Raw genomic sequence first — 21550 nt, 5'->3', positions numbered from 1 at the left:
AAAAAAATATGAGTATGCTAAATTAATAAGCTTAAATACCTAAAAAGGCATATTTTATGGAATGTATGAGAATTCAACCTGTAACGAGTGCTCCTGGTGAAAATGCATTATTTATTGTATTGGGGCTAGCTCAAGGTGATTCTGTAATAGAAAAAGTAAAAGATTTTGCTGCTAATTTTTCAGCACTAACCAGAAGTCTCTTTAATCGTTACCCAGATAGTAAATTTAATGCCACTTTAGGTTTTAGCTCCAATGCATGGGATATATTATTTCCAGAGCAATCCAAGCCTCAAGAGTTAGAGCCATTTCAAGAAATTAGAGGCCCGAAATACACAGCTGTCTCAACTCCGGGTGATTTATTTTTTCATATACGTGCTGATCGTCAGACTTTATGTTACGAGCTGGGTAATATAATTAATCAACAGCTTGGTAAAGTAACATATCCAATTGATGAGGTTCATGGTTTTCGTTATTTTGACGGTCGTGCAATTATTGGCTTTGTAGATGGAACAGAAAACCCTGAACCTGTTATTGCAGCGCAGTGGGCATTAGTAGGCGATGAAGACCCTGACTTTATCGGGGGAAGTTATGCTTTTATCCAGAAATATACACATGATATGGATAAATGGCGTTCATTAACTGACGAAGAACAAGAAAAAGTGATTGGCCGTAAAAAGTTCAATGATGTTGAGCTCGGCGATGATGAAAAACCTTTAACTGCTCATAATGTCGTTAGTAAAGCTCATGATGCAGAAGGCAATGAACTTAAAATTATGAGAGCTAATATGCCTTTTTCAAATCCTTCTAGAAATGAATATGGTACATTCTTTATTGGCTACTCGCGTAAATTTAGTACAACCCGACAAATGCTTGAGAACATGTTTTTAGGTAACGAGCATGGTAATCTGGATCGGTTACTTGACTTTAGTACTGCTCAAACAGGTACTTTATTTTTTGTACCGACTGTAGATTTTCTTGATGATTTAGGCGATGAATAGTCGTTAGTTTAGAAGACTCAAATGATGGGAGTGACTAGATGACTTCCATTATTTAAATTGAAATAAATATGATGTGATGAAATGTTTAAAAAGATAACGCAGCTTTTTCAAGGCTCAAAAGAAACGCCAGAACAACTTTACTTGCAAGAGAATCAATTAAAATTTGATTCTGAACGTGGGCCTATCATTAATGATGTAGTGATTAATCAGAAGTGGTCAGAGCATCTTGAATATTTCTCAAACCGTAAATTACAGAATTTTGATAATCTTCAAAAGTTATTTCAAATTACGCCACAAATTAATGAAAAGATTGATTTAGAAATCGCAACACAGCGCTATGTTGCAAGATTGGAAAATAATCAAGAAAAGCTACTTCAACTCAAAGCGATTATACAAATTTTAAATCAATATTACGTTTTGTTTTTGCGTGATAAATAATCATAGTTGATTGATTAAAAAATATAAAAAGTAGGGCCAACTAGTAGTTTGATTTTCAAAAAAATAACTCATTTCACTAAAAACATCATGCTACTATTGAGCTCATATCTTCTTAGCTGATAAAAGCCATATACATGTTTCAACAAGAAATCTCTCAATTGAATTTACAACAGCTCAAAGCCGGTGAAAAGCGTTGGGTAGGGTCGTTATTAGGTTCGTCTGCTGCATTATTATTCAAAGAAATTGCCGTTCAGCATTCATCTTTGCTCGTTGTAGTAGCTCGAAATAACCAACATGTTGCTCAGTTAGAAAGTGAACTTGAATTTTATGGCATAAAACCGACAATTTTCCCTGATTGGGAGATTTTGCCGTATGACCGCTTGTCACCTCATCAAGATATTGTTTCAGAGCGACTCGCGATTTTATCCAATATGCCGCAAAAAGGTGTATTGCTCATTTCAGCAAGCACTTTAGCTCAAAGAGTTGCACCATATTCTTGGGTTTTAGGGGAGCATTTTGATATACGTGTGGGGCAAAAATTTGATTTAGAACAACAGAAGCTACGTTTAGTACAAGCTGGGTATCATTTAGTAGATACGGTTTATGACCATGGTGAGTTTGCTGTACGTGGTAGCATTATGGATATTTTTGCATCTGGTCAGGATGCACCTATCCGTATTGACCTTTTTGATGATGAAATTGATACTTTAAAATTCTTTGATCCAGAAACGCAAAGAACAACAACTACTTTAAAAAGTTTTACCGTCTTACCAGCAAAAGAGTTCCCATTAAAAGAAGCTCGTTCAATTTTTAGAGACCGTTATTCTGAACTTTTTCCGACTGCAAATCCTAAGAAAAACCCAATTTACCAAGATGTTCTTGATGGAATTGCATCTCCAGGAATTGAGTTTTATTTACCGTTATTTTTTGATAAAACTTACATGCAATCTCAAAGTACACTTACAACGTACTTTCCAAAGAATTGCATTGTAATTACAAATAATGATGTGGATAGTGATTTAACCAGTTTTTGGAAAGAAGTTTTCCGTCGCTATGAAGATAGACGTCATAACGCAGACCAGCCAATTCTCCCACCTGATGAGTTATTTATTGCACCAAATAACTTACTAAGTGCTTTAAATCAGTTCCCACGTATGCTTGTGAGCGCTGAAGCAGTTGAAGAAAAAGGTGGGGCTCTAAATCTTAAGGTTGAGCAACCACCTAAGTTGCCTGTTGATCCGAAAAAAGACAAACCATTTGCCGTAGTTAAAAAATATATTGATGAAGCAAATCATCCTGTTTTATTGGTTGCAGAAAGTGCTGGTCGACGAGAAAGTTTAAGAGATGGTTTGCGTGCCAGTCTGGGAGATATTCCTAGTGTAGATAGTTTTGAGCAATTCCAGAAAAGTCAGTTTGCGATTGCTATTACGAATGCACCATTAGACCGTGGTTTGCTTTTAACCGATCAATTGTCTGTTATTTCAGAAAATCAGTTGTATGAGCATCGCGTAGTTCAACGTCGTCGTAAACGTCAGCAAGAAGTTTCAGAAGAATTCCTAATTCGTAGTTTGACCGAATTAAGCATAGGTGCTCCTGTTGTTCATATTGACCATGGTGTAGGGCGTTACGCTGGATTAATTACTTTGGCAATTGAAGGGCAAGATTATGAATTCTTGCAACTAGACTATGCTGAAGAGGCAAAAGTTTATGTGCCCGTGACTAACTTGCACCTCATTAGCCGCTATAGTGGCGGAGATCCAGATTTAGCACCATTACACAAAATTGGAACTGACGCGTGGAGTAAGGCTAAACGTAAAGCTTTAGAACAAATTCATGATGTTGCAGCAGAGTTGCTACATATACAAGCACGTCGTCAGTCAAAACCTGGCTTTGGTTTTGGAGTCGATCAGTCACTTTATATGCAATTTGCGAGTGGATTTGCGTACGAAGAAACACTTGATCAAGCCAATGCTATTGAAGCGACGCTTTATGATATGCAACAAGCTAAACCGATGGATCGACTTGTTTGTGGGGACGTTGGTTTTGGTAAAACAGAAGTTGCAATGCGAGCAGCATTTGTTGCGGTGCAAAATGGTAAGCAGGTCGCTGTATTAGTACCGACGACATTACTTGCTCAACAGCATTATGAGTCTTTTAAAGACCGCTTTGCCGACTGGCCTGTTCGTATTGAAGTATTATCACGCTTTGGTTCAAATAAAACCCATACGAAAAATATTGAAGACCTTGCTGAAGGCAAAGTCGATATTGTGGTGGGCACCCATAAACTTTTACAAGAAAATGTACAGTTTAAAGATTTAGGCTTAATGGTGGTCGACGAAGAGCACCGTTTTGGGGTGCGTGATAAAGAGCGTATTAAAGCATTACGTGCAGATGTAGATATGCTAACGCTTACAGCTACACCAATTCCACGTACGCTTAATATGGCTTTTTCGGGAATGCGTGATTTATCTATCATTGCTACACCGCCAGCCCGTCGTTTAGCTGTTAAAACCTTTGTACAAGAACATACTGAAGCGTCGATTAAAGAAGCGATTTTGCGTGAGTTACTACGTGGTGGCCAAGTATATTTCTTGCACAATGAAGTTGATACGATTGAGAGAGCAGCTGAAAATATTCGTGTGCTTGTCCCTGAAGCTCGTGTAGCTGTTGCACACGGACAAATGAGGGAAAGAGAACTTGAGCAAGTCATGCAACAGTTCTATCACAAAGAATACAATGTATTGGTATGCTCAACCATTATTGAAACCGGAATTGATGTTCCAAATGCCAACACTATTTTGATAGAAAGGGCTGACAAACTTGGTTTAGCTCAACTACATCAATTACGTGGCCGTGTAGGACGTTCACATCACCAAGCTTATGCCTATTTATTGGTTCCTTCGATAAAGCATTTAAAAGGTGATGCTGAAAAACGTCTAGATGCAATACAACGTGCTTCAACTCTAGGTGCTGGTTTCATGCTGGCTACAGAAGATTTAGAAATTCGAGGTGCCGGTGAGCTTTTAGGTGAGCAGCAAAGTGGCTCAATGCAGGCAATTGGATATAGCTTGTATATGGAAATGCTGGAAAAAGCTACTAAAGCGATTCAGCAAGGGAAAACGCCGAATTTTGATGCACCTTTATCATTAACAGCAGAAATTAATTTACATATACCTGCTCTTATTCCAGATGAGTACCTAGGTGACGTGCATCAGCGTTTATTATTCTATAAGCGTATTAGTAATACAGATACCCAAGAAAAGCTCGACAATATCCGTATGGAGCTTATTGACCGTTTTGGGGTTCCACCGCAATCAGTTAAACACTTATTTAGTGTTCATCAAATTCGACTGAAAGCTGAACAGCTGGGAATTACTAAAATCGATATTAATACTCAAGGTGGCAATATTGAATTCTCGCCTGATACACCTGTTCAGGCCATCAGTATTATTCAACTCATGCAAAAACATCCAACCTATTATCGTATGGAAGGTGGTCAACGTTTAAAGGTTATGGTTCAGCTTGAAGAGCAGGAAAAACGAATCCAATTTATTAATGATTTATTAGCGAAATTATTGAATGAATTACATGCTTAAATAGTGTTTTAAAGTGATTTTCATTCTATATAAATCCTTTGTATGTTGATAACAGAATTTTATGCACGATTTCTCGGTCTATTGGGTGAATAAGTGCATAAAATCATTGTTATTTGTAATCAAACCAGACACTAGCAATACTCACATCAAAACTGATGTGATAGTATTAGCCATTATTGTTTATTGTCATTTATAAAAGATATGTTTAGTTTGCATCCACAACTTGCTCAAGATACTTTTTTTGTAGGCGATTTTCCGCTTTCAACATGTCGTTTAATGAATGATATGCAATTCCCTTGGCTGATTTTAATCCCTCGTGTGCCGGGAATCACAGAATTATATGAGTTGAGCCAAGCTGACCAAGAACAGTTTTTACGTGAATCAAGTTGGTTATCTAGCCAGCTATCTCGTGTATTCCGCGCTGATAAAATGAATGTTGCCGCTTTGGGGAATATGGTGCCTCAATTGCATTTCCATCATGTTGTACGTTATCAGAATGATGTTGCATGGCCTAAACCAGTATGGGGTACACCTGCGGTTCCTTATACAAATGATGTGTTGGCTCATATGCGTCAAACTCTTATGCTTGCGTTACGTGGTCAAGGTGATATGCCATTTGATTGGCGCATGGACTAAATCAATGCAACGCCACATTCATATGAATGTGGCTACATTGAGGTGTGGAGGATAGGGTGCAATTAGAGAGGTTTATCGATAGAGAGCCTAAGCAATTTGCATATTTTCATCGTTTGATGGGATATTCAATTCTGTCATTAATTTTAGTGATCTACGCTTTTACCTCACCTAATACTAATTATCAGATCTATGTTCCACCCTTTTTCCTATTTCTGCTTTTTATTAGCTCGAAGTTAGAACACTGGCTTCAGTACCAATTCGATAAAAAAACTCAAAAAAGTGTTTTCTTTGCAATCGATGCAATTGTTGTAGCAGTTACTTTGGCAGGTCTGCATCTTAATTTAGTACCTACATTTATTGCACTTTTTGCCTTGTTTTATTCAGCAATTAATAGTCGTATTTCTTTCGCAGTCATTTGTTTGACGAGTTTGTTAGGCGCGATTATTTTTTATTTAAGTACTTTCTTTCTATTTGGTTTTTATACATATTTTGAGCCTACTAGCCAAGAGTTGACAGTAATAACTCTTCTTGGTTTGGTTATGTTTATTACCATTGGAAATTATTACCAACATCGCTGGGTTAAAAAAATCAGTCAGCAGCGTCAACATTACTATGACCAAATGACCCGCTATATTGCTTTTGCTAATCAGCTAAGCCGTTATGCGCCACTACAGTTGTGGCAGTCTATTATGCGCGGCGAGGCTGAAGCAAAGATTGAATATAAGCGTAAAAAAATGACTGTGTTTTTTTCTGATATTCAGGGTTTTACAGAGTTATCAGAAACTTTGATTCCAGATGATTTGGCATTTTTGCTTAATGATTATTTAAGCCATATGACTGAAATTGCTAAACAGTATGAGGCTACTGTCGATAAATTTATGGGGGATGCCATCCTCATATTTTTTGGTGATCCGAATTCACAAGGTGTGGAGCAAGATGCCAAAGCATGTGTAGAAATGGCAATAGCTATGCGTCAGCAAATGAAATTGCTACGTGAGCGCTGGAAAAAAATGGGTTACTCAGCATTGCATATCCGGATGGGTATTAGTACTGGTTATTGCCACGTAGGAAATTATGGGGCAACACATCGTATGGCTTATACGATTGTAGGTCGTGATGTGAATTTAGCGGCTCGTCTACAATATGCTGCTGAAATAGACGAAATCTTAATTTCAGATGATACTTATCAATTAATCAAAAGTGATTTCCTGTGCGCACCTAAAACACCGATTTATCTAAAAGGTATTCAAGGTGCCGTAAAGACATGGCAAGTGATGGAGAAATATACAGGGAATAAGTCAGATCATCAGCAATGGTTTGATTATGAATATAAAGGCTTTCACTTGGTACTTAACTTAGAAGAAGTACAAAACTATGAATATCCTGAATTAGTAGAAGTGCTTGAGAAAATGATTCAACGAATTAAAGTTCAACAAACTTTAGTAAATACTCAAGGTATTGCACAGTTAAGACTTGAAGATGAAGTTAAACCTTTAGAGATAGACCAACAAGATCAAGTTTAGAGTTTATAAAATATAAAAAAAGCTGCTTTTAAAGCAGCTTTTTTATTAACACCATTAATGATTTTCTGAAGCGTGGTTGATTGTATATTTAGGGATCTCAATTTCTAAATCTTCATCAACAATTTTTACTTGGCATGAGAGGCGAGAATCTGGTTCAAGACCCCAAGCGCGATCTAAAAGATCTGCTTCAACATCATCCATTTCTTCTAGGCTATCAAAACCTTTACGAACTACTACGTGACATGTTGTACAAGCACATGACATGTCACATGCGTGTTCGATTTTAATTCCTCGATCAAGCAAACTTTGGCAAAGATTTGCATTCTGTTCAACTTCAAATTCTGCACCTTCAGGACAAAATTGAGCGTGAGGAAGTACTTTAATGCGGGGCATATTGATCACCTATACCTTTAGTTTGAATTTGACCAATCTTCAAGTTTTGTACCTTTTAAGGCGTGGTCAATATGTCGATTCATACGTAGTGCAGCAAAAGCATCACTATGTACTTTAAGTTGTTCTACAGCTTTTTCAATCGCTTGAATATCATTGCCTTCAAGTTGTACTTTAAGCGAGTTTTCAGCGGCTTTAAGTGCTTCGAGCTGTTCATTATTGAGTAAATCAGCATCCAGTTTCAAAGCTTGTTCTAATGCTTCAAGCTCGCGTTGGGCCTCAACTTTGGTTTCTTTTAAATGACGCAGATTTTTGTCTTCTTCTGCATGTTGGAAACCTTCAATTAATAAGCGTTCAGTGTCAGACTCTGATAAACCATAAGATGGTTTAATATCAATTTGAGCTTGTACACCTGAAGTTGTTTCACGAGCTGAAACAGTAAGCAAGCCGTCTGCATCTACCTGAAAGGTAACTTCAATACGTGCTTGACCAGCAGTCATTGGAGGAATGCCATGAAGAACGAATCTTCCTAAAGATCGACAGTGTTCGACTAAATCTCTTTCACCTTGAACTACATGAATCAGCATGGCAGTTTGGCCATCTTGATAAGTAGTAAACTCTTGGCGGCGAGCAACCGGAATAGCTGTATTACGAGAAATAAGACGCTCTACTAATCCACCCATGGTTTCTAAGCCAAGAGAAAGAGGAGTAACATCTAAAAGTAGTGAGCCGTCTTGGCTGTTTCCAATTAATTGATTGGCTGTAATAGAAGCACCAATCGCTACTACTTCATCAGGATTAATTGTGCAAAGTGGTTCTTGGTTAAATACATTGCGAACTGCTTGCTGCACAGCATACGAACGGGTAGAACCACCTACTAAAACAACATTTTGAATATCTGATAACTCAAGTTTTGCATCACGTAAAACACGTTTGCAAACACTGATTGTTTTGTCTAAAGCAACTTGAATAATGCTCTCAAAGGTTGAACGATCAAGTGTTAGTACATTTTCAAGTAGTTTTAATTGAACGGATTCTTGTGCAGAGAGTTGTTCTTTTGCTTGGCGAGCAGCAACAATAAATACTGCATAGTTTTCATCACTTAGCGTATCAATATTTAATTGTTTTTTAGCCCACTTAACAATGAGACGATCTAAATCATCACCGCCTAAAGCAGTATGACCACCTGTGGCTAATACTTCAAAGACACCTTGTGAAAAACGTAGGATTGATACGTCGAAAGTACCACCACCTAGGTCATAAATCACATAGTTATGATCTGTAGCTAAATTTGTTTCTTGATCTAAACCATAAGCTACAGCAGCAGCAGTTGGCTCATTTAATAGACGTAGTACATTCAACCCAGCCAGCTGTGCAGCATCGCGTGTTGCTTGACGTTGTGCTTCATCAAAATAAGCTGGAACAGTAATTACGGCTCCATTTACTGGGTTTTGTAAGCTAGATTCAGCACGCTCTTTTAGTTGTTTTAAAATTTCAGCTGAAATTTCCACAGGCGTTTTACGACCAGAACGTGTCTCGAAAGCTGGCATCTCATTTTCAGAACCCACTAATTCATATGGGTGTTGAAATTTGATATCTGCTTTTGAGCGTCCCATAAAGCGCTTTACAGAAACAATTGTATTTTTTGGATCAGCAATAATGAAAGGTTTTGCTTCTTCACCATAATGAGTGACATCATTTCCATAATGCACAATAGAAGGAAGAAGTCGTCTTTCTTTTTCGTCGTTAAGGACTTTTGGTTTGCCTGATAACACTGTCGCAACTAAAGAATGTGTTGTTCCTAGGTCGATACCAATCGCAATGCGGTGTTCATGTGGGGCACTGGATTGACCCGGTTCAGCAATTTGCAAAAGTGCCATGAGTTAAATCCTTTGAATATAAATTGGAAAAAGCAAATTAAAAATCATCGTCTAAATCAAAGTTGTCTTCATCATCCAACAGTTGATCTTCTGCTTTTTCAATATCGTTAAGAACGCGCTGAAAGAAACGTAATTTACGTACAGTATCTCGAGCTTCGCCCCAATCTTCATCTGAGTAGTCAATTTTAAATTCGCGAACTAAGCCCTCAATCCACTGAAAAACTTCTTGCTTAAGAGTACTCAAATGCTCTTGTGAAGTTGCTTCATCAAGTTGCTCTCGAAGCTCTAGAGCTGATTGTAGGAACTCAAAATCACTAATGGATTGATCGAGGTGATGATCTTGCTTTTTTAACGCTAATAGATAAGCAGCGCGGCTATCTACTTGCGAAAGTACTTTAAAAGCTTGATTGATTTCACTTGATTTGATCAATGCCTGATCTTTATCTTCTGCTTTATCTGGGTGATATTGCTGTTGCAAACTTAAGAAACTAGATTTTAAGCTCGCCAAATCGATATCGAGTTCTACGGGTAAATTGAACAACTCAAAATGATTCATTAGAAAGGAGGTCCACGTTAATTAAATACATTAAAACAGTGCTATAAAAAGTCACTGTTTTAATGAAAAGGATGGAAGGAGAAGAGGGAGTTATACAGTGAAAGACTCACCGCAACCACATTCACCTTTTTTATTGGGATTGTTAAATTCGAACCCTTCGTTAAGGCCATTCTTTACGTAGTCCATTTCTAAGCCTTCTAAATAGACAAGACTTTTTGGATCTACAAAAACCTTAACGCCAAATTGTTCGAAAACTTGGTCATGTTCATCGACAGAATCAACAAATTCGAGAACATAAGCCAACCCAGAACAACCAGAAGTTTTCACACCCACGCGAATGCCTTCACCCTTACCTCGATTTTTAAGGTAATTGCTAATATGAGTCGCAGCATTTTCAGTTAAATGAATCATGAAAACTCCAACGTTTACAATGGTAACAAATTAAGCTTTAGATTTTTTACTGCGGTAATCATCAATCGCAGCTTTAATTGCATCTTCAGCTAGTACAGAGCAGTGAACTTTTACTGGAGGAAGAGCAAGCTCGGTTGCGATATCAATATTTTTGATCGCTTGAGCTTCATCAAGAGTCTTACCTTTTAACCATTCAGTTACAAGTGAGCTTGATGCAATTGCAGAACCACAACCATAAGTTTTGAAGCGTGCTTCTTCAATCACACCACTATCATTTACCTGAATTTGTAAACGCATCACATCGCCACATGCAGGTGCACCCACCATGCCTGTACCAACATTTTCAGAGTTTTTATCTAAAACACCAACATTACGTGGGTTTTCGTAATGATCAATTACCTTTTCGCTATAAGCCATTTCGCTTCTCCAAACCTCGGGGTCAGCCTAATATTAATATGAGGGTTAAAACACTAATTTCAATAATTAGTGTTCTGCCCATTCAACTGTAGAAAGATCGATACCTTCTTTGTACATATCCCAAAGCGGAGAAAGTTCACGTAATTTCTCAACAGCGGCTTTGGTAATTGTAAGCACGTGGTCAATGTCTTCTTCAGTTGTGTATTTACCAAAACTAAAGCGGATTGAGCTGTGTGCTAGCTCATCAGATAAACCTAATGCGCGAAGAACATATGAAGGCTCTAAAGTTGCAGAAGTACAAGCAGAACCACTTGATACAGCAGCATCTTTAAGCGACATCATTAAAGATTCACCTTCAACAAAGTTGAAGCTAACGTTTAAATAGTTTGCAACGTTTTGAGTTGGGTGACCATTTAAGAACACTTGTTCAAGGTTTTGTAAACCGTTCCAAAGTTTGTCACGAAGTTTACGGAGACGCTCTTGTTCTGCATGCATTGTTTTGCCTGCAATTTCAAAAGCTTCACCCATACCAACGATTTGGTGAGTAGCCAAAGTACCAGAACGCATACCACGCTCATGACCACCACCATGAATTTGTGCTTTTAGACGAACACGCGGGCTACGACGTACATATAATGCGCCGATACCTTTTGGACCATAAATTTTATGAGCAGAGAAACTCATAAGGTCAATTTTCATCGTAGATAAGTCGATATCAATTTTACCAGCTGCTTGTGCTGCATCTACGTGGAAAAATGTTTTGTTGGCACGTGTTAATTCACCAATCGCCGCTACATCTGTGACTGTACCAATTTCATTGTTTACCATCATAAGAGAAACAAGAATAGTATCTGGGCGAAGGGCAGCCTTAACCATTTCAGGAGTGATTAAACCTGTTTGTGGTTCTGGCTCTAAATAAGTAATTTCAAAGCCTTGTTCTTCTAATTCACGACAAGGATCTAGAACAGCTTTGTGTTCAATTTTACTTGTAATGATATGTTTGCCTTTAGATGCATAGAATTGAGCTACACCTTTAAGGGCAAGGTTATCTGATTCAGTTGCACCAGAAGTCCAAACGATTTCACGTGGATCAGCTTTAATTAAATTTGCTACTTGCTCACGTGCATATTCAACTTTTTCTTCTGCCTGCCAGCCATAAGCATGGGAACGAGACGCAGCATTACCAAAGGTACCGTCGAAAGTTAAACACTCCATCATACGTTCTGCAACTTGCGGATCTACTGGAGTGGTTGCTGCGTAATCAAGATAAATTGGACGTTTCATATCAAATACCTGTACCCGATAAAAGAGCTGAATCTGTGCCAGTCACATTTTGGCGTAATGCAACAGTTTGAACGTTGTCTCGGCTAATGAGGTCGGCAAGAGAGATTTTTGCTAAATAGTCGGCAATATGATGAGAGAGTTCTTGCCATAAATCATGAGTGAGACACATTGCACCATTTTGGCAGTTACCTTTATGGTCACAACGTGTTGCATCAACCGTTTCATTTACAGCTTCAATAATTTCTAACACAGTAATTTCATCAGCATTTCGAGCCAAATGGTAACCACCATTTGCACCACGAACACTAGAAACTAACCCATGACGCTTAAGTTTTGCGAATAACTGTTCTAAATAAGCAACTGAAATGGATTGGCGTGCGGCAATTTCGGCGAGCGTGATCGTTTGTTCAGTTGGCTGCAAAGCTAAATCAAGTAGAGCAGTCACTGCGTAGCGACCGCGAGTTGTAAGGCGCATGATTCGATACACATGTTAAGACTAGATAATAGGATTTTATGAATCCCGACTAAAATAGTCAAGTTTTTTTATTTTTAATTCAAGTGTAGGAACAAAATAGAAAAATAAATTAGGCAACCCACAAATTATATATGAAATAAACAACAAATATTAGGCTAATTATACCAAAGGAGAAGTTAATATTTCGTTGACGTCGTTGTAAGCGAGTAATTCGATTTTGATACTGTTTAATTTCGACGTGAAGGGAGTTGATCTCTGATCTTTGTTGATCAATTTTCTCAAGTAATGGAGCGATCCGTTTACGTGAAGCAAGGGTTTCAGCTTCATCATCTGAAGTGTTAAACCACTGTTTCCAGTCAACTAGCAATTTTGGAAGAGTTAAATGAGAAATTAAATCTAGAAGTTCCTTTTTCGTTTCCTCATCACCATCAATACGCATATTTTTAAGGCTGCGTTGGTTAGAAAAACCAAAAATTTTAATTAAATCGATAAGCGTACTATTGATCTCAAGATCAATACGTCTATCAAAAGAGTGAATATCGAATAACAAACCTTTTTCTGTAAATTGAACATAGAAGTCAAAGAAAGGTAAATAGCTATTAATACGAATCGTTGTTTTGTTCAAAATAAACTTTTTCGCTTGCAAGCGAAGGGCACCATCGTGGGTGAGAATAAATGAAAAAAAAGTTTCTAAAATAATTAGAACAATATTCAGCAACAGACGCGGATGTTTTTGTCTTTGTTGCGTTTCACTCATAAAAGTTTATCCTTAGAAATAGCAATTAACTGAAGAATGGGACATCCTATCCCAAACTTAACACAATGTCGTGTTAAATATATTTACATGACTTATTTGCTTTGTAGAACAGTTTTGTAAATGGATCAAGTCTTTACTTTGATATTATAGAAATATTTTGTGGTCAAATCAGTCATCATTTCTCTCATCTGATTAGGAGTTTAGATTAATGGATAATGCAAATACAGATACCCAGATAGAAGAGTCGGAAGAAAAAAATAAATTAAAATCAAAAAGTTCAAGAAAATCAGCTTTAGATTTTAGGAAGTATACTAAGCAAATTTGGCTAGCAGGACTTGGTGCTTTTTCACGTGCGGAAGAAGAGGGAAATAAGCTCTTTGATTCTTTGGTTAAAGTGGGTGAGGAGCTAGAATCAAAAACTGGAGACTTGGCAGACAATACTGTTGGCAAGGTCACAGAAAAAGCAAAAGAATCTGTATCTGAAACAAAAGACAGAGTAGAAAAGATTCTTGATACGAGTGTTAATCACTCTTTAAACCGTATTGGGCTGGTGACGCCGAAGGATTTGCAACACATCGAACAGCTGCTTGTACAACTGCATATTAAGGTGGATGCTTTAATAGAAGAAAATCAACATTTGAAAGAAAAATTGAATAAAAAGTAAAAAAATGTTGGGATTTAGCAAATATATAACAGTTTTTTAGCATTTATTTTTGCTAAAAGCCCTGCTCTAGTATTGCGTTTTCCCCTAAAGCATTGCTATAAAGGCGTCATGGCCTTTTAAACTATAGCCTTGGACCTTAAACAAACGATATTAAGAGGATGTTTTATTCATGAATAAATCAGAATTAATCGATGCAATTGCTGAAAAAGGGGGAGTATCTAAGACTGATGCAGGCAAGGCACTCGATGCGACAATTGCGTCAATTACTGAAGCACTTAAAAAAGGTGACACAGTAACTTTAGTTGGTTTTGGTACTTTCAGTGTTAAAGAACGTGCTGCACGCACTGGTCGTAACCCTAAAACTGGTGAAGAGCTTCAAATTAAAGCAACTAAAGTACCTAGCTTTAAAGCTGGTAAAGGTCTTAAAGATTCAGTAGCTTAATCTTTTAAGATGAATAAACGCGCCAATATAGGCGCGTTTTTTATTAAATATCTGAATTGACCAATATTGCTCATTCATTGATTGTGGTTTTTCAGTTAAAATTCTCCTCGAAATAAAATATTGGAATACTTATGGAATCGTTTCGTACAGTCATTAAGGGTTGGCTCGGCAAAGTCCTTCTAATTTTGTTTTTGACCCCTTTAGCACTTGTAGGTATTGAAGGATATTTTAATAGGGGAAACAAGGCTGACGTTGCTAAGACAGTAAATGGCCAAGAAATATCTAAAAAAGACCTTGAAACTTTAACTCAGTCTTACAAAGAACAATATTTAGCTGCTGTTAAAGGAGATGAAAGTTTACTTAATTTGCCTGTCATTCAGGCTAAGGCACTCGATATTTTGGTGTCACGTAATCTATTAATACAGCAAGCAGAAAAATTAGGTATCTCTTTGAGTGATGCTCAAATTGAGCAAATGTTAGCTCAGCAGCCTAGTTTGCAAGAGAATGGTCAATTCTCACAAAAACTCTATGAAAATTACTTACGTTCTATTGGCATGACGAGTCAGGGGTTAATAGCAAGCCTACGTCAAGATCATGCTTTGAAAATGTTAACGTCAACGTTTGCTGATTACTCTTTAGTAAGCAAAGTTGATCTAATGCAAATTGCGAATTTGCAAACTGAACAACGTACGTTACATTTAGCTAGTATTAAATTAGATGCTTACAAAACAGGTTTAACGGCATCTAATCAAGAAGCTACAGATTACTATAACAAGCATCAAAATGAATTTAAGCAACAGGCTTCAGTTGATGTTGATTATGTTGTCTTATCTCCATCAATGATGACTAAACCAGCTCCTGCAACCGAAGCTGAACTTCAGCAAGCTTATGCAAAGTTTGTTGAAGCTCAGAAAAAAGATGCTAAACGAACTGTAAAGCACATTTTAATTACTACTGATGCTCGTGATGATGCCGCTGCTCAAAAACTTGCAAAAGAAGTTTATGCGAAAATTCAGGGTGGTCTTTCGTTTGCACAAGCTGCATCGCAGTTCTCTGAAGATCCTAGTTCAAAAGCAAAAGGTGGTTTAGTTGAAGCATATGCTCCAGGTGTTTTCTCGGATGCATTTGATAAAACTGTTTTAAGTTTGAAAAATGGACAAGTTTCGCAGCCAGTAAAAACACAATATGGTTATCATATTATTGAAGCAGAAACTCAAGCTAACCAAATCCCTTCATTTGAAGCTGAGAAAGCGCGTTTAACGGCTGAGGTTGAAAAGAATAAAGTTGCTACGGTTTATTCAGATGCCGTAAACAGTTTGAATGAAACAATTGTTGGTAATGATTCTTTAGAAGCTGTTGTACAAGAAGTAAAAGGTGCAAAAATTGAATCATTGAATGGTGTAACTTTAGCAACTCAAAACCCATATTTAAGTGATCCAAGTGTCAAAATTAAGTTATTTAATGATGATGTGAAAAATGGTGACCGTAATGCATCATCTAATATTCAATTAGCAAATGGTGATACGGTATGGGTTAAAGTGCGTGATTACCACGCAGCTGGTGTAAAACCATTAGCGCAAGCGATGAATGAAGCAAAAGCCAAAGTTATCGATGCAAAAGCGCGTAAAGCAGCCCAAGCAAAAATTGCTACCATGTTGACTGAGTTTAAAACTCAACCAGCAGAACAAGTAGTTGCTAAAAATAAAGTCGCATTTGAATCAGCTGGCGTATTTAGTCGTTCACAGGGTTTAAAGCGTGAAATTGAACGTGCAGCATTTAGTTTAGCTACCCCAAAACCGGGTATGTGGTCTGTTACAACAGCAAACTTGCCAAATGAGCTGGTAGTCGTTGCAGTTTCAAATGTAAATTCATCAGCCGCTAATGCTATTCCTGCTGATCAATTACAACAGCTAAAACAACTTTATCGTCAATCTCGTGGTCAACAAATATTGGAAGATTACAGTCAATATTTAAAATCACATGCAAAAATTAAATAATAATTTGATCAAATAAAAAAAGCGCTTCGGCGCTTTTTTTATTTTCTATTAATCGAGATGATGTTCGATATATTGCTGTCGATATTGTTTAGGTGATAAATCAAAAATTCTTTTAAAGGCCTGACTAAAAGCAGTCTCGGATGAATAGCCGACTTTGTTTGATATTTGCTGAATTGAAAAATTACTTGTGCGTAAGTACTGACTTGCTAAACGAAAACGGTAATGTTGCAAATAAGTTAGAGGTGGTTCCCCAATAATACTATTAAATAGATTTGCGAATTTGGACCGTGACATACAGCATTGTTCTGCTAAAGACTCAACTGTCCAAGCGACTTCTGGTTGGCTGTGAATAGCAGATAGGGCATTACTTAATTCAGGATGGGTTAACGCACTTAGCCAGTTTTGTTGATCTGTCATTTGTTGAACGTGATCACGGATGCACTCAATGAGAAGAATACTGACTAAATGATCAATAATTTTGTCATGTCCCGGCCTGATTTTTTGAGTTTCAATTGCTAAAAAATAAAGCCCAATTTGTAGCCATTCTGGTGGGTTGGTTTGATTTTCGTGTTGAATATGCATGATCGAAGGCAATGCATTAATCAGAGGGCCTGCCATATGAGTATCAATCTGACAGCGCAAACACAGTAATAAGGTTTTATTATGAGAGGAGGTGCCAAATTCAATTGCGTCTTGTCTATGACCGTTAAAAAGCGAAGTAATATCTAATGAATCTACTAATTTAGTTGCTGTTGATTTTGAGTCGGTGGCATTATGTGCCTTTCCAGAAGGAATTAAAATAATATCACCAGCTGTCGCAATTATTTTTTCTGACGCATTAAGTTGAATATATACTGAACCAGTTAAAACAATATAGGCAAGTAAAGCAGATTGATCTTGTGTTTTAAAAGCCCATTCTCCTTGTGCTTTTAAATAGATGTATTCAGACTTATTAAGGTGAATATCATCAAAAAATTTACTTAGTGCATCCATCTTTAAATGATCAATCATTATTTTAATAAAATTATAGTGAGCTATAAGAATAGATCAACATGTGTTTTTAGGACAAAAAAGTGGAAGAAAATGCCAAAGACTTTGAAATAGGTTTTTTGGACGGTTACTACTGTTAAGTAAGTACTATTTCTTTAACTATATAGATATATAGAAAAAGGAAATATGACTATGAATGCACCAGTAAATGTTCAGCAAGAACTTATGCCAGTGCCAGCGTCTATGCGTGAGATAGATCGTAAGCGCTATTTATGGATGATTAGTCCGGCTCTACCTGTAATTGGTTTAGGTATTTTAGCTGGATACCATTTTGGTCCACGCCCATTAAAGAAAGTATTTGCTTTAGGTGGTCCACTTTTATTACACGTTGTGATTCCTGCAATTGATACGATTATTGGTAAAGATGCACGTAATCCAACCGACGAAGAAATTAAGCTTCTTGAAAAAGATCCGTATTATTCACGGTTAGTGAAGAGCTTTATCCCATTACAATATGCTGCAAATGTTTATGCATGTTATTTAACAAGCCGTAAAACTACGTCATTCATTGATAAAATTTTGCTCGGTGTTTCAATGGGGGCGATTAATGGTATTGCGATTAATACAGCCCATGAATTAAGTCATAAGCATGATCGTATTGATCATATTTTATCTCATCTTGCTTTGGTTCCTACAGGTTATAACCATTTCCGTATCGAACATCCTTATGGACACCATAAACGTGCAGCAACTCCTGAAGATCCGGCTTCTTCACGTATGGGCGAAACATTTTATGAGTTCTGGCCACGTACAGTTATAGGTTCTTTTAAGTCTGCAATTGAAATCGAGAAAAATCGTTTAAAACGTAAAGGAAAAGAGTTCTGGTCAGCAGATAATGAATTATTACAAGGCTGGGGAATGAGCGCTGCTTTCCATGCTTCTATGGTGGGAATTTTTGGTAAAAGCACAATTCCATATTTAGCGACACAAGCATTTTACGGCATTAGTCTTTTTGAAATTATTAACTATATTGAACATTATGGTTTACTACGTCAGAAAAAAGAAAATGGTCAATATGAGCGCACAATGCCAGAGCATAGCTGGAACAATAACAACGTAGTAACAAACTTATTTCTGTACCAGTTGCAGCGTCACTCAGATCATCATGCTTATCCGACTCGTCCATTCCAAGCATTACGTCATTTTGATGAGGCGCCAGAATTACCAAGTGGTTATGCAAGTATGTTATTACCTGCGTTAATTCCTTCGTTGTGGTTCAAAATAATGGATAAGCGAGTTTTTGATCACTATAAAGGTGATTTGAACAAAGCGAATATTTCACCAAAACGACGTGCAAAAATCTTCAAAAAATTTGGTGCAGTAGATAAATCATTAGAAGCATAAAAATTGAATAAATAATATATATTCCTGAAATACCAAACCCTCTAATCATGTGATTAGAGGGTTTTATCTTTTAGATAAATCTTAGAGTTATGAAGCAAGAGAGTTTAGATTCTCTTGCGTCTTTTTTATTTTAATTCACTGGAAGATTTACCAAGCTCACGACGCGCAATAATTAATTGTTGAATTTGCTGAGTACCTTCAAAAATATCAAGAATCTTTGAATCACGTGCCCATTTCTCAAGTAATTCATCTTCGTTATAGCCTAGACTTGCTGCTAACTCGACACATTTTAAAGTGATCTCGTTACCAACACGACCTGCTTTTGCTTTTGCAATAGAAGCTTCTTTAGAATTTGGCTTTTTATTATCAGCCATCCATGTTGCTTTTAACATGAGCAGACGAGCAGCTTCCCATTCAGCCTCCATGCGGTAGATTTGTGCTGCAAGGTTAGAAGCATGCAGATAGGGAGTCGAGTAGTCAGGATCAAGCTGATCTTTAAAAATCTCTTTAATACGCTCTAGTGAAGCTTTCGCACAACCGATTGCCATTGCTGCAACTAGAGGGCGTGTATTGTCAAAAGTTTCCATTACTCCGGCGAAACCTTTAGCAACATCCACTTCGGCATTACCCAAAAGGTTCTCTGCTGGTACACGGCAGTCAATAAAACTGATGACTGCTGTATCTGATGCTTTAATTCCTAATTTATGTTCGAGACGTTCGACCTTCATACCGGGCGTACCTTTAGGTACGACAAATGATTTAATTGCTGCACGTCCAAGTTTACGATCGAGCGTAGCCCAAACAACGACAGAATCTGCACGTTCGCCTGAAGTTACAAAAATCTTTTCACCATTTAGAATGTAGTCATTGCCATCTTTGGTTGCTGTGGTACGGATAGCGGCAGAGTCGGAGCCACAACCAGGTTCTGTGATGGCCATTGCTGCCCATGTTCCTTTGAACCGTTCTAATTGCTCATCATTTGCGACAGCAGCAATTGCTGAGTTTCCAAGACCCTGACGAGGCATACTCAGTAATAAGCCTGTATCGCCATAACACATCTCAATAATTCCAAGAGCGGTCGACATGTTGGTTCCATTGCGAATACCTTCATTGTCGGTATCACCGCGCTTTCCAGCACCCGCAGCACCAGCATTAATTCCTTCACCACCTTCATTCATGCCATCAATGAGGGAGGCAAGCATATCAAGTTCTTTTGGATATGCATGTTCAGCTTTATCATATTTACGGGAAATCGGGCGTAAAACATTGATCGCAACATCATGTGCCTGATCAATCATCATTTTGAATTTTTTAGGATTTTGTAAATTCATTAAAGTATCCTCTGATTGATCTTTTAAGCATGTAAGCCAGATTGTAAAATTGCAGTAGCCCGTAAATCGCGGTACCAACGTTCAACAGGATGTTCTTTTGTGAAACCATGTCCACCAAGAATTTGCACACCGTCTGTGCCAATTTTCATGGATTTTTCAGCACAAAGTAGATGGGCTAAGTAAGCTTCGCGGTGAAATGGCTTGCCTGACTCTGCAAGGCTTGCTGCATTTAAAATCAACATACGCATTGCATCAATTTCAATTGCCATATCTGCAATCATGAAAGCGACACTTTGACGATGTGAAATAGGTTCACCGAATGCAGTTCGTTCATTGGCATATTTAATACAGTAAGCTTTTACAGCTTCACATGTACCTACAGCCATTGCACACCACATTAAGTTGCCTAAATCTACAAAGGCTGTGTAATCAAAATCTGTTGCACCTAAACGTAGAGCAGGAGTGTGATTAAAGCGAAGAGTTGCTGTTTCTGTGGCTTTAAGACCCATGGCCGGAGTGTTTTTTATTGAAATTGTTTCATTACACTGCACGACGAATACGTCTGGCTTGCCGTTAAAGTCTGCACTTACTAAAAATACATCAGCTAAATCGCCTAAAATCACTAATGTTTTTTCACCATCAATAAAAAACTGATCGTTTTCAAGTGATGCTTTTGTTTTTAAAACATAAGGGTTAAATGCTGGAGTTGTTTCTTGAACAGCAAAAGTTGCTGTAATGTCTGAGTCTTCTGCAAAACATGGTAGGTACATCGACTGAACTTCAGCAGAACCCCAACGTGTGATTGCATTAATAACGCTAAATGTACTGAGTAATCCTGCTGTAAGACTAAAATCACCTTCAGCTAGTTTTTCAGCAATTAATAAGTTACTAACGATATTTTGTTCGGCCGCTACTCCACCGAGTGCTTCTGGAAGTGCATAGTAGTTAAGTCCTAAATCTTCAACATATTGCCAAAGACTTTCAGGAAACTGAGCTTCCTGATCGGCATTATGAGCTAACCCCAATAAAACCTCTTGAGCAAATTGAGACATTGCTTCAGAAGTCATTTGTTGTTCTTCGGTTAAACTTAAATCAAATAAATTTTTTTGTTGGCGAGGTAAACGTTGTTGAGAGATTTGCTTGGGCTTAAATGCTTTTTGAGTCTGCGTTAATGCTCTAAAGCCAGCTTTTGAACCTTGATAAAGAGATTTTTCAACAAATTTACGCAACTTGAGTTGATCAAGTACATCGCTTCCAGCCAATCTTGTGATCAGCGATAAACCCAAACCCTGAGCTTTATTGATCATACTTGTCATGATTATGGTGTCCTAACACATTGTTATTGTTTTATGCTGACACGC

Annotated in this window: 20 protein-coding genes; 9 read left to right on the top strand and 11 right to left on the bottom strand. The window is 37.5% G+C overall.

The features are described 5' to 3' along the window. Positions 1-65: 65 nt before the first annotated feature. From RMB06_RS13970 to RMB06_RS13950, 5 genes are all read left to right on the top strand, one after another. Positions 66-998, top strand: coding sequence for a Dyp-type peroxidase (locus RMB06_RS13970; protein WP_014206621.1), 933 nt, complete (start codon positions 66-68; stop codon positions 996-998). 81 nt (positions 999-1079) lie between these two features. Beyond that, positions 1080-1436, top strand: a complete 357-nt coding sequence (locus tag RMB06_RS13965; protein ID WP_005076223.1) for a hypothetical protein — start codon at positions 1080-1082, stop codon at positions 1434-1436. 134 nt (positions 1437-1570) lie between these two features. Then, positions 1571-5032 (top strand): transcription-repair coupling factor, encoded by a 3462-nt coding sequence (gene mfd / locus RMB06_RS13960; RefSeq protein WP_311079992.1) that lies wholly within the window; start codon positions 1571-1573, stop codon positions 5030-5032. A 201-nt stretch (positions 5033-5233) separates the two neighbouring features. Continuing rightward, complete coding sequence (locus RMB06_RS13955; protein WP_002117900.1) at positions 5234-5668, top strand: HIT domain-containing protein; 435 nt, start codon at positions 5234-5236, stop codon at positions 5666-5668. 56 nt (positions 5669-5724) lie between these two features. Further along, positions 5725-7191, top strand: coding sequence for an adenylate/guanylate cyclase domain-containing protein (locus RMB06_RS13950; RefSeq protein ID WP_005069459.1), 1467 nt, complete (start codon positions 5725-5727; stop codon positions 7189-7191). A 54-nt stretch (positions 7192-7245) separates the two neighbouring features. On the opposite strand, the gene fdx is transcribed toward RMB06_RS13950, so the two are convergent. From fdx to RMB06_RS13910, 8 genes are all read right to left on the bottom strand, one after another. Continuing rightward, the gene (gene fdx, locus RMB06_RS13945; protein WP_009387062.1) at positions 7246-7584 is read right to left on the bottom strand and encodes an ISC system 2Fe-2S type ferredoxin; all 339 of its coding nucleotides are present in this window, start codon (positions 7582-7584) and stop codon (positions 7246-7248) included. Between the two features lie 17 nt (positions 7585-7601). Continuing rightward, entirely contained in the window at positions 7602-9461 is a 1860-nt protein-coding gene (gene hscA / locus RMB06_RS13940) for a Fe-S protein assembly chaperone HscA (protein WP_311079988.1), read from the bottom strand. Positions 9462-9498: 37 nt separating this feature from the next. Beyond that, positions 9499-10017, bottom strand: coding sequence for a Fe-S protein assembly co-chaperone HscB (gene hscB, locus RMB06_RS13935; RefSeq protein ID WP_005076214.1), 519 nt, complete (start codon positions 10015-10017; stop codon positions 9499-9501). 90 nt (positions 10018-10107) lie between these two features. Further along, positions 10108-10428: an iron-sulfur cluster assembly protein IscA gene (gene iscA, locus RMB06_RS13930; RefSeq protein WP_002117986.1), complete on the bottom strand. Its 321-nt coding sequence runs from the start codon at positions 10426-10428 to the stop codon at positions 10108-10110. A 30-nt stretch (positions 10429-10458) separates the two neighbouring features. Continuing rightward, positions 10459-10845, bottom strand: coding sequence for a Fe-S cluster assembly scaffold IscU (gene iscU / locus RMB06_RS13925; protein ID WP_002117907.1), 387 nt, complete (start codon positions 10843-10845; stop codon positions 10459-10461). Positions 10846-10911: 66 nt separating this feature from the next. Then, positions 10912-12129 carry an IscS subfamily cysteine desulfurase gene (locus RMB06_RS13920; protein WP_311079984.1) on the bottom strand — a complete coding sequence of 406 codons (1218 nt, stop codon included), beginning with the start codon at positions 12127-12129 and terminating at the stop codon, positions 10912-10914. A 1-nt stretch (position 12130) separates the two neighbouring features. Next, positions 12131-12604, bottom strand: a complete 474-nt coding sequence (locus RMB06_RS13915; protein ID WP_002117915.1) for an Rrf2 family transcriptional regulator — start codon at positions 12602-12604, stop codon at positions 12131-12133. Between the two features lie 109 nt (positions 12605-12713). After that, complete coding sequence (locus RMB06_RS13910; RefSeq protein ID WP_032003551.1) at positions 12714-13361, bottom strand: hypothetical protein; 648 nt, start codon at positions 13359-13361, stop codon at positions 12714-12716. 208 nt (positions 13362-13569) lie between these two features. On the opposite strand from RMB06_RS13910, the gene RMB06_RS13905 reads away from it, so the two are divergent. The 3 genes from RMB06_RS13905 to RMB06_RS13895 all read left to right on the top strand — a co-directional run bounded on the left by RMB06_RS13905 (position 13570) and on the right by RMB06_RS13895 (position 16464). Continuing rightward, positions 13570-14025 (top strand): phasin family protein, encoded by a 456-nt coding sequence (locus RMB06_RS13905; RefSeq protein ID WP_002117904.1) that lies wholly within the window; start codon positions 13570-13572, stop codon positions 14023-14025. Positions 14026-14194: 169 nt separating this feature from the next. Next, positions 14195-14467: an HU family DNA-binding protein gene (locus RMB06_RS13900; protein WP_001043034.1), complete on the top strand. Its 273-nt coding sequence runs from the start codon at positions 14195-14197 to the stop codon at positions 14465-14467. 131 nt (positions 14468-14598) lie between these two features. Then, positions 14599-16464 carry a SurA N-terminal domain-containing protein gene (locus RMB06_RS13895; protein ID WP_311079981.1) on the top strand — a complete coding sequence of 622 codons (1866 nt, stop codon included), beginning with the start codon at positions 14599-14601 and terminating at the stop codon, positions 16462-16464. A gap of 48 nt (positions 16465-16512) precedes the next feature. On the opposite strand, the gene RMB06_RS13890 is transcribed toward RMB06_RS13895, so the two are convergent. Next, on the bottom strand, positions 16513-17475 hold the full coding sequence (locus RMB06_RS13890) for an AraC family transcriptional regulator (protein ID WP_311079979.1): 963 nt from the start codon (positions 17473-17475) through the stop codon (positions 16513-16515). A 171-nt stretch (positions 17476-17646) separates the two neighbouring features. Between RMB06_RS13890 and RMB06_RS13885 the strand changes: the two genes are divergently transcribed. Beyond that, entirely contained in the window at positions 17647-18858 is a 1212-nt protein-coding gene (locus RMB06_RS13885) for an alkane 1-monooxygenase (RefSeq protein ID WP_311079978.1), read from the top strand. A gap of 125 nt (positions 18859-18983) precedes the next feature. Here RMB06_RS13885 and RMB06_RS13880 read toward each other — a convergent pair whose 3' ends face one another. Further along, positions 18984-20189: an acyl-CoA dehydrogenase family protein gene (locus RMB06_RS13880; protein ID WP_017386864.1), complete on the bottom strand. Its 1206-nt coding sequence runs from the start codon at positions 20187-20189 to the stop codon at positions 18984-18986. A 23-nt stretch (positions 20190-20212) separates the two neighbouring features. Continuing rightward, a complete protein-coding gene (locus tag RMB06_RS13875; protein ID WP_171259426.1) occupies positions 20213-21496 on the bottom strand; it encodes an acyl-CoA dehydrogenase family protein in 1284 nt (427 codons plus the stop codon). Between the last annotated feature and the right edge of the window lie 54 nt (positions 21497-21550).

The organism is Acinetobacter sp. V104_13, from assembly GCF_031798995.1.
In the GTDB taxonomy this organism is placed as follows: Bacteria; Pseudomonadota; Gammaproteobacteria; order Pseudomonadales; family Moraxellaceae; genus Acinetobacter; species Acinetobacter pittii.
This window is presented reverse-complemented; position numbering and strand designations above follow the sequence as displayed.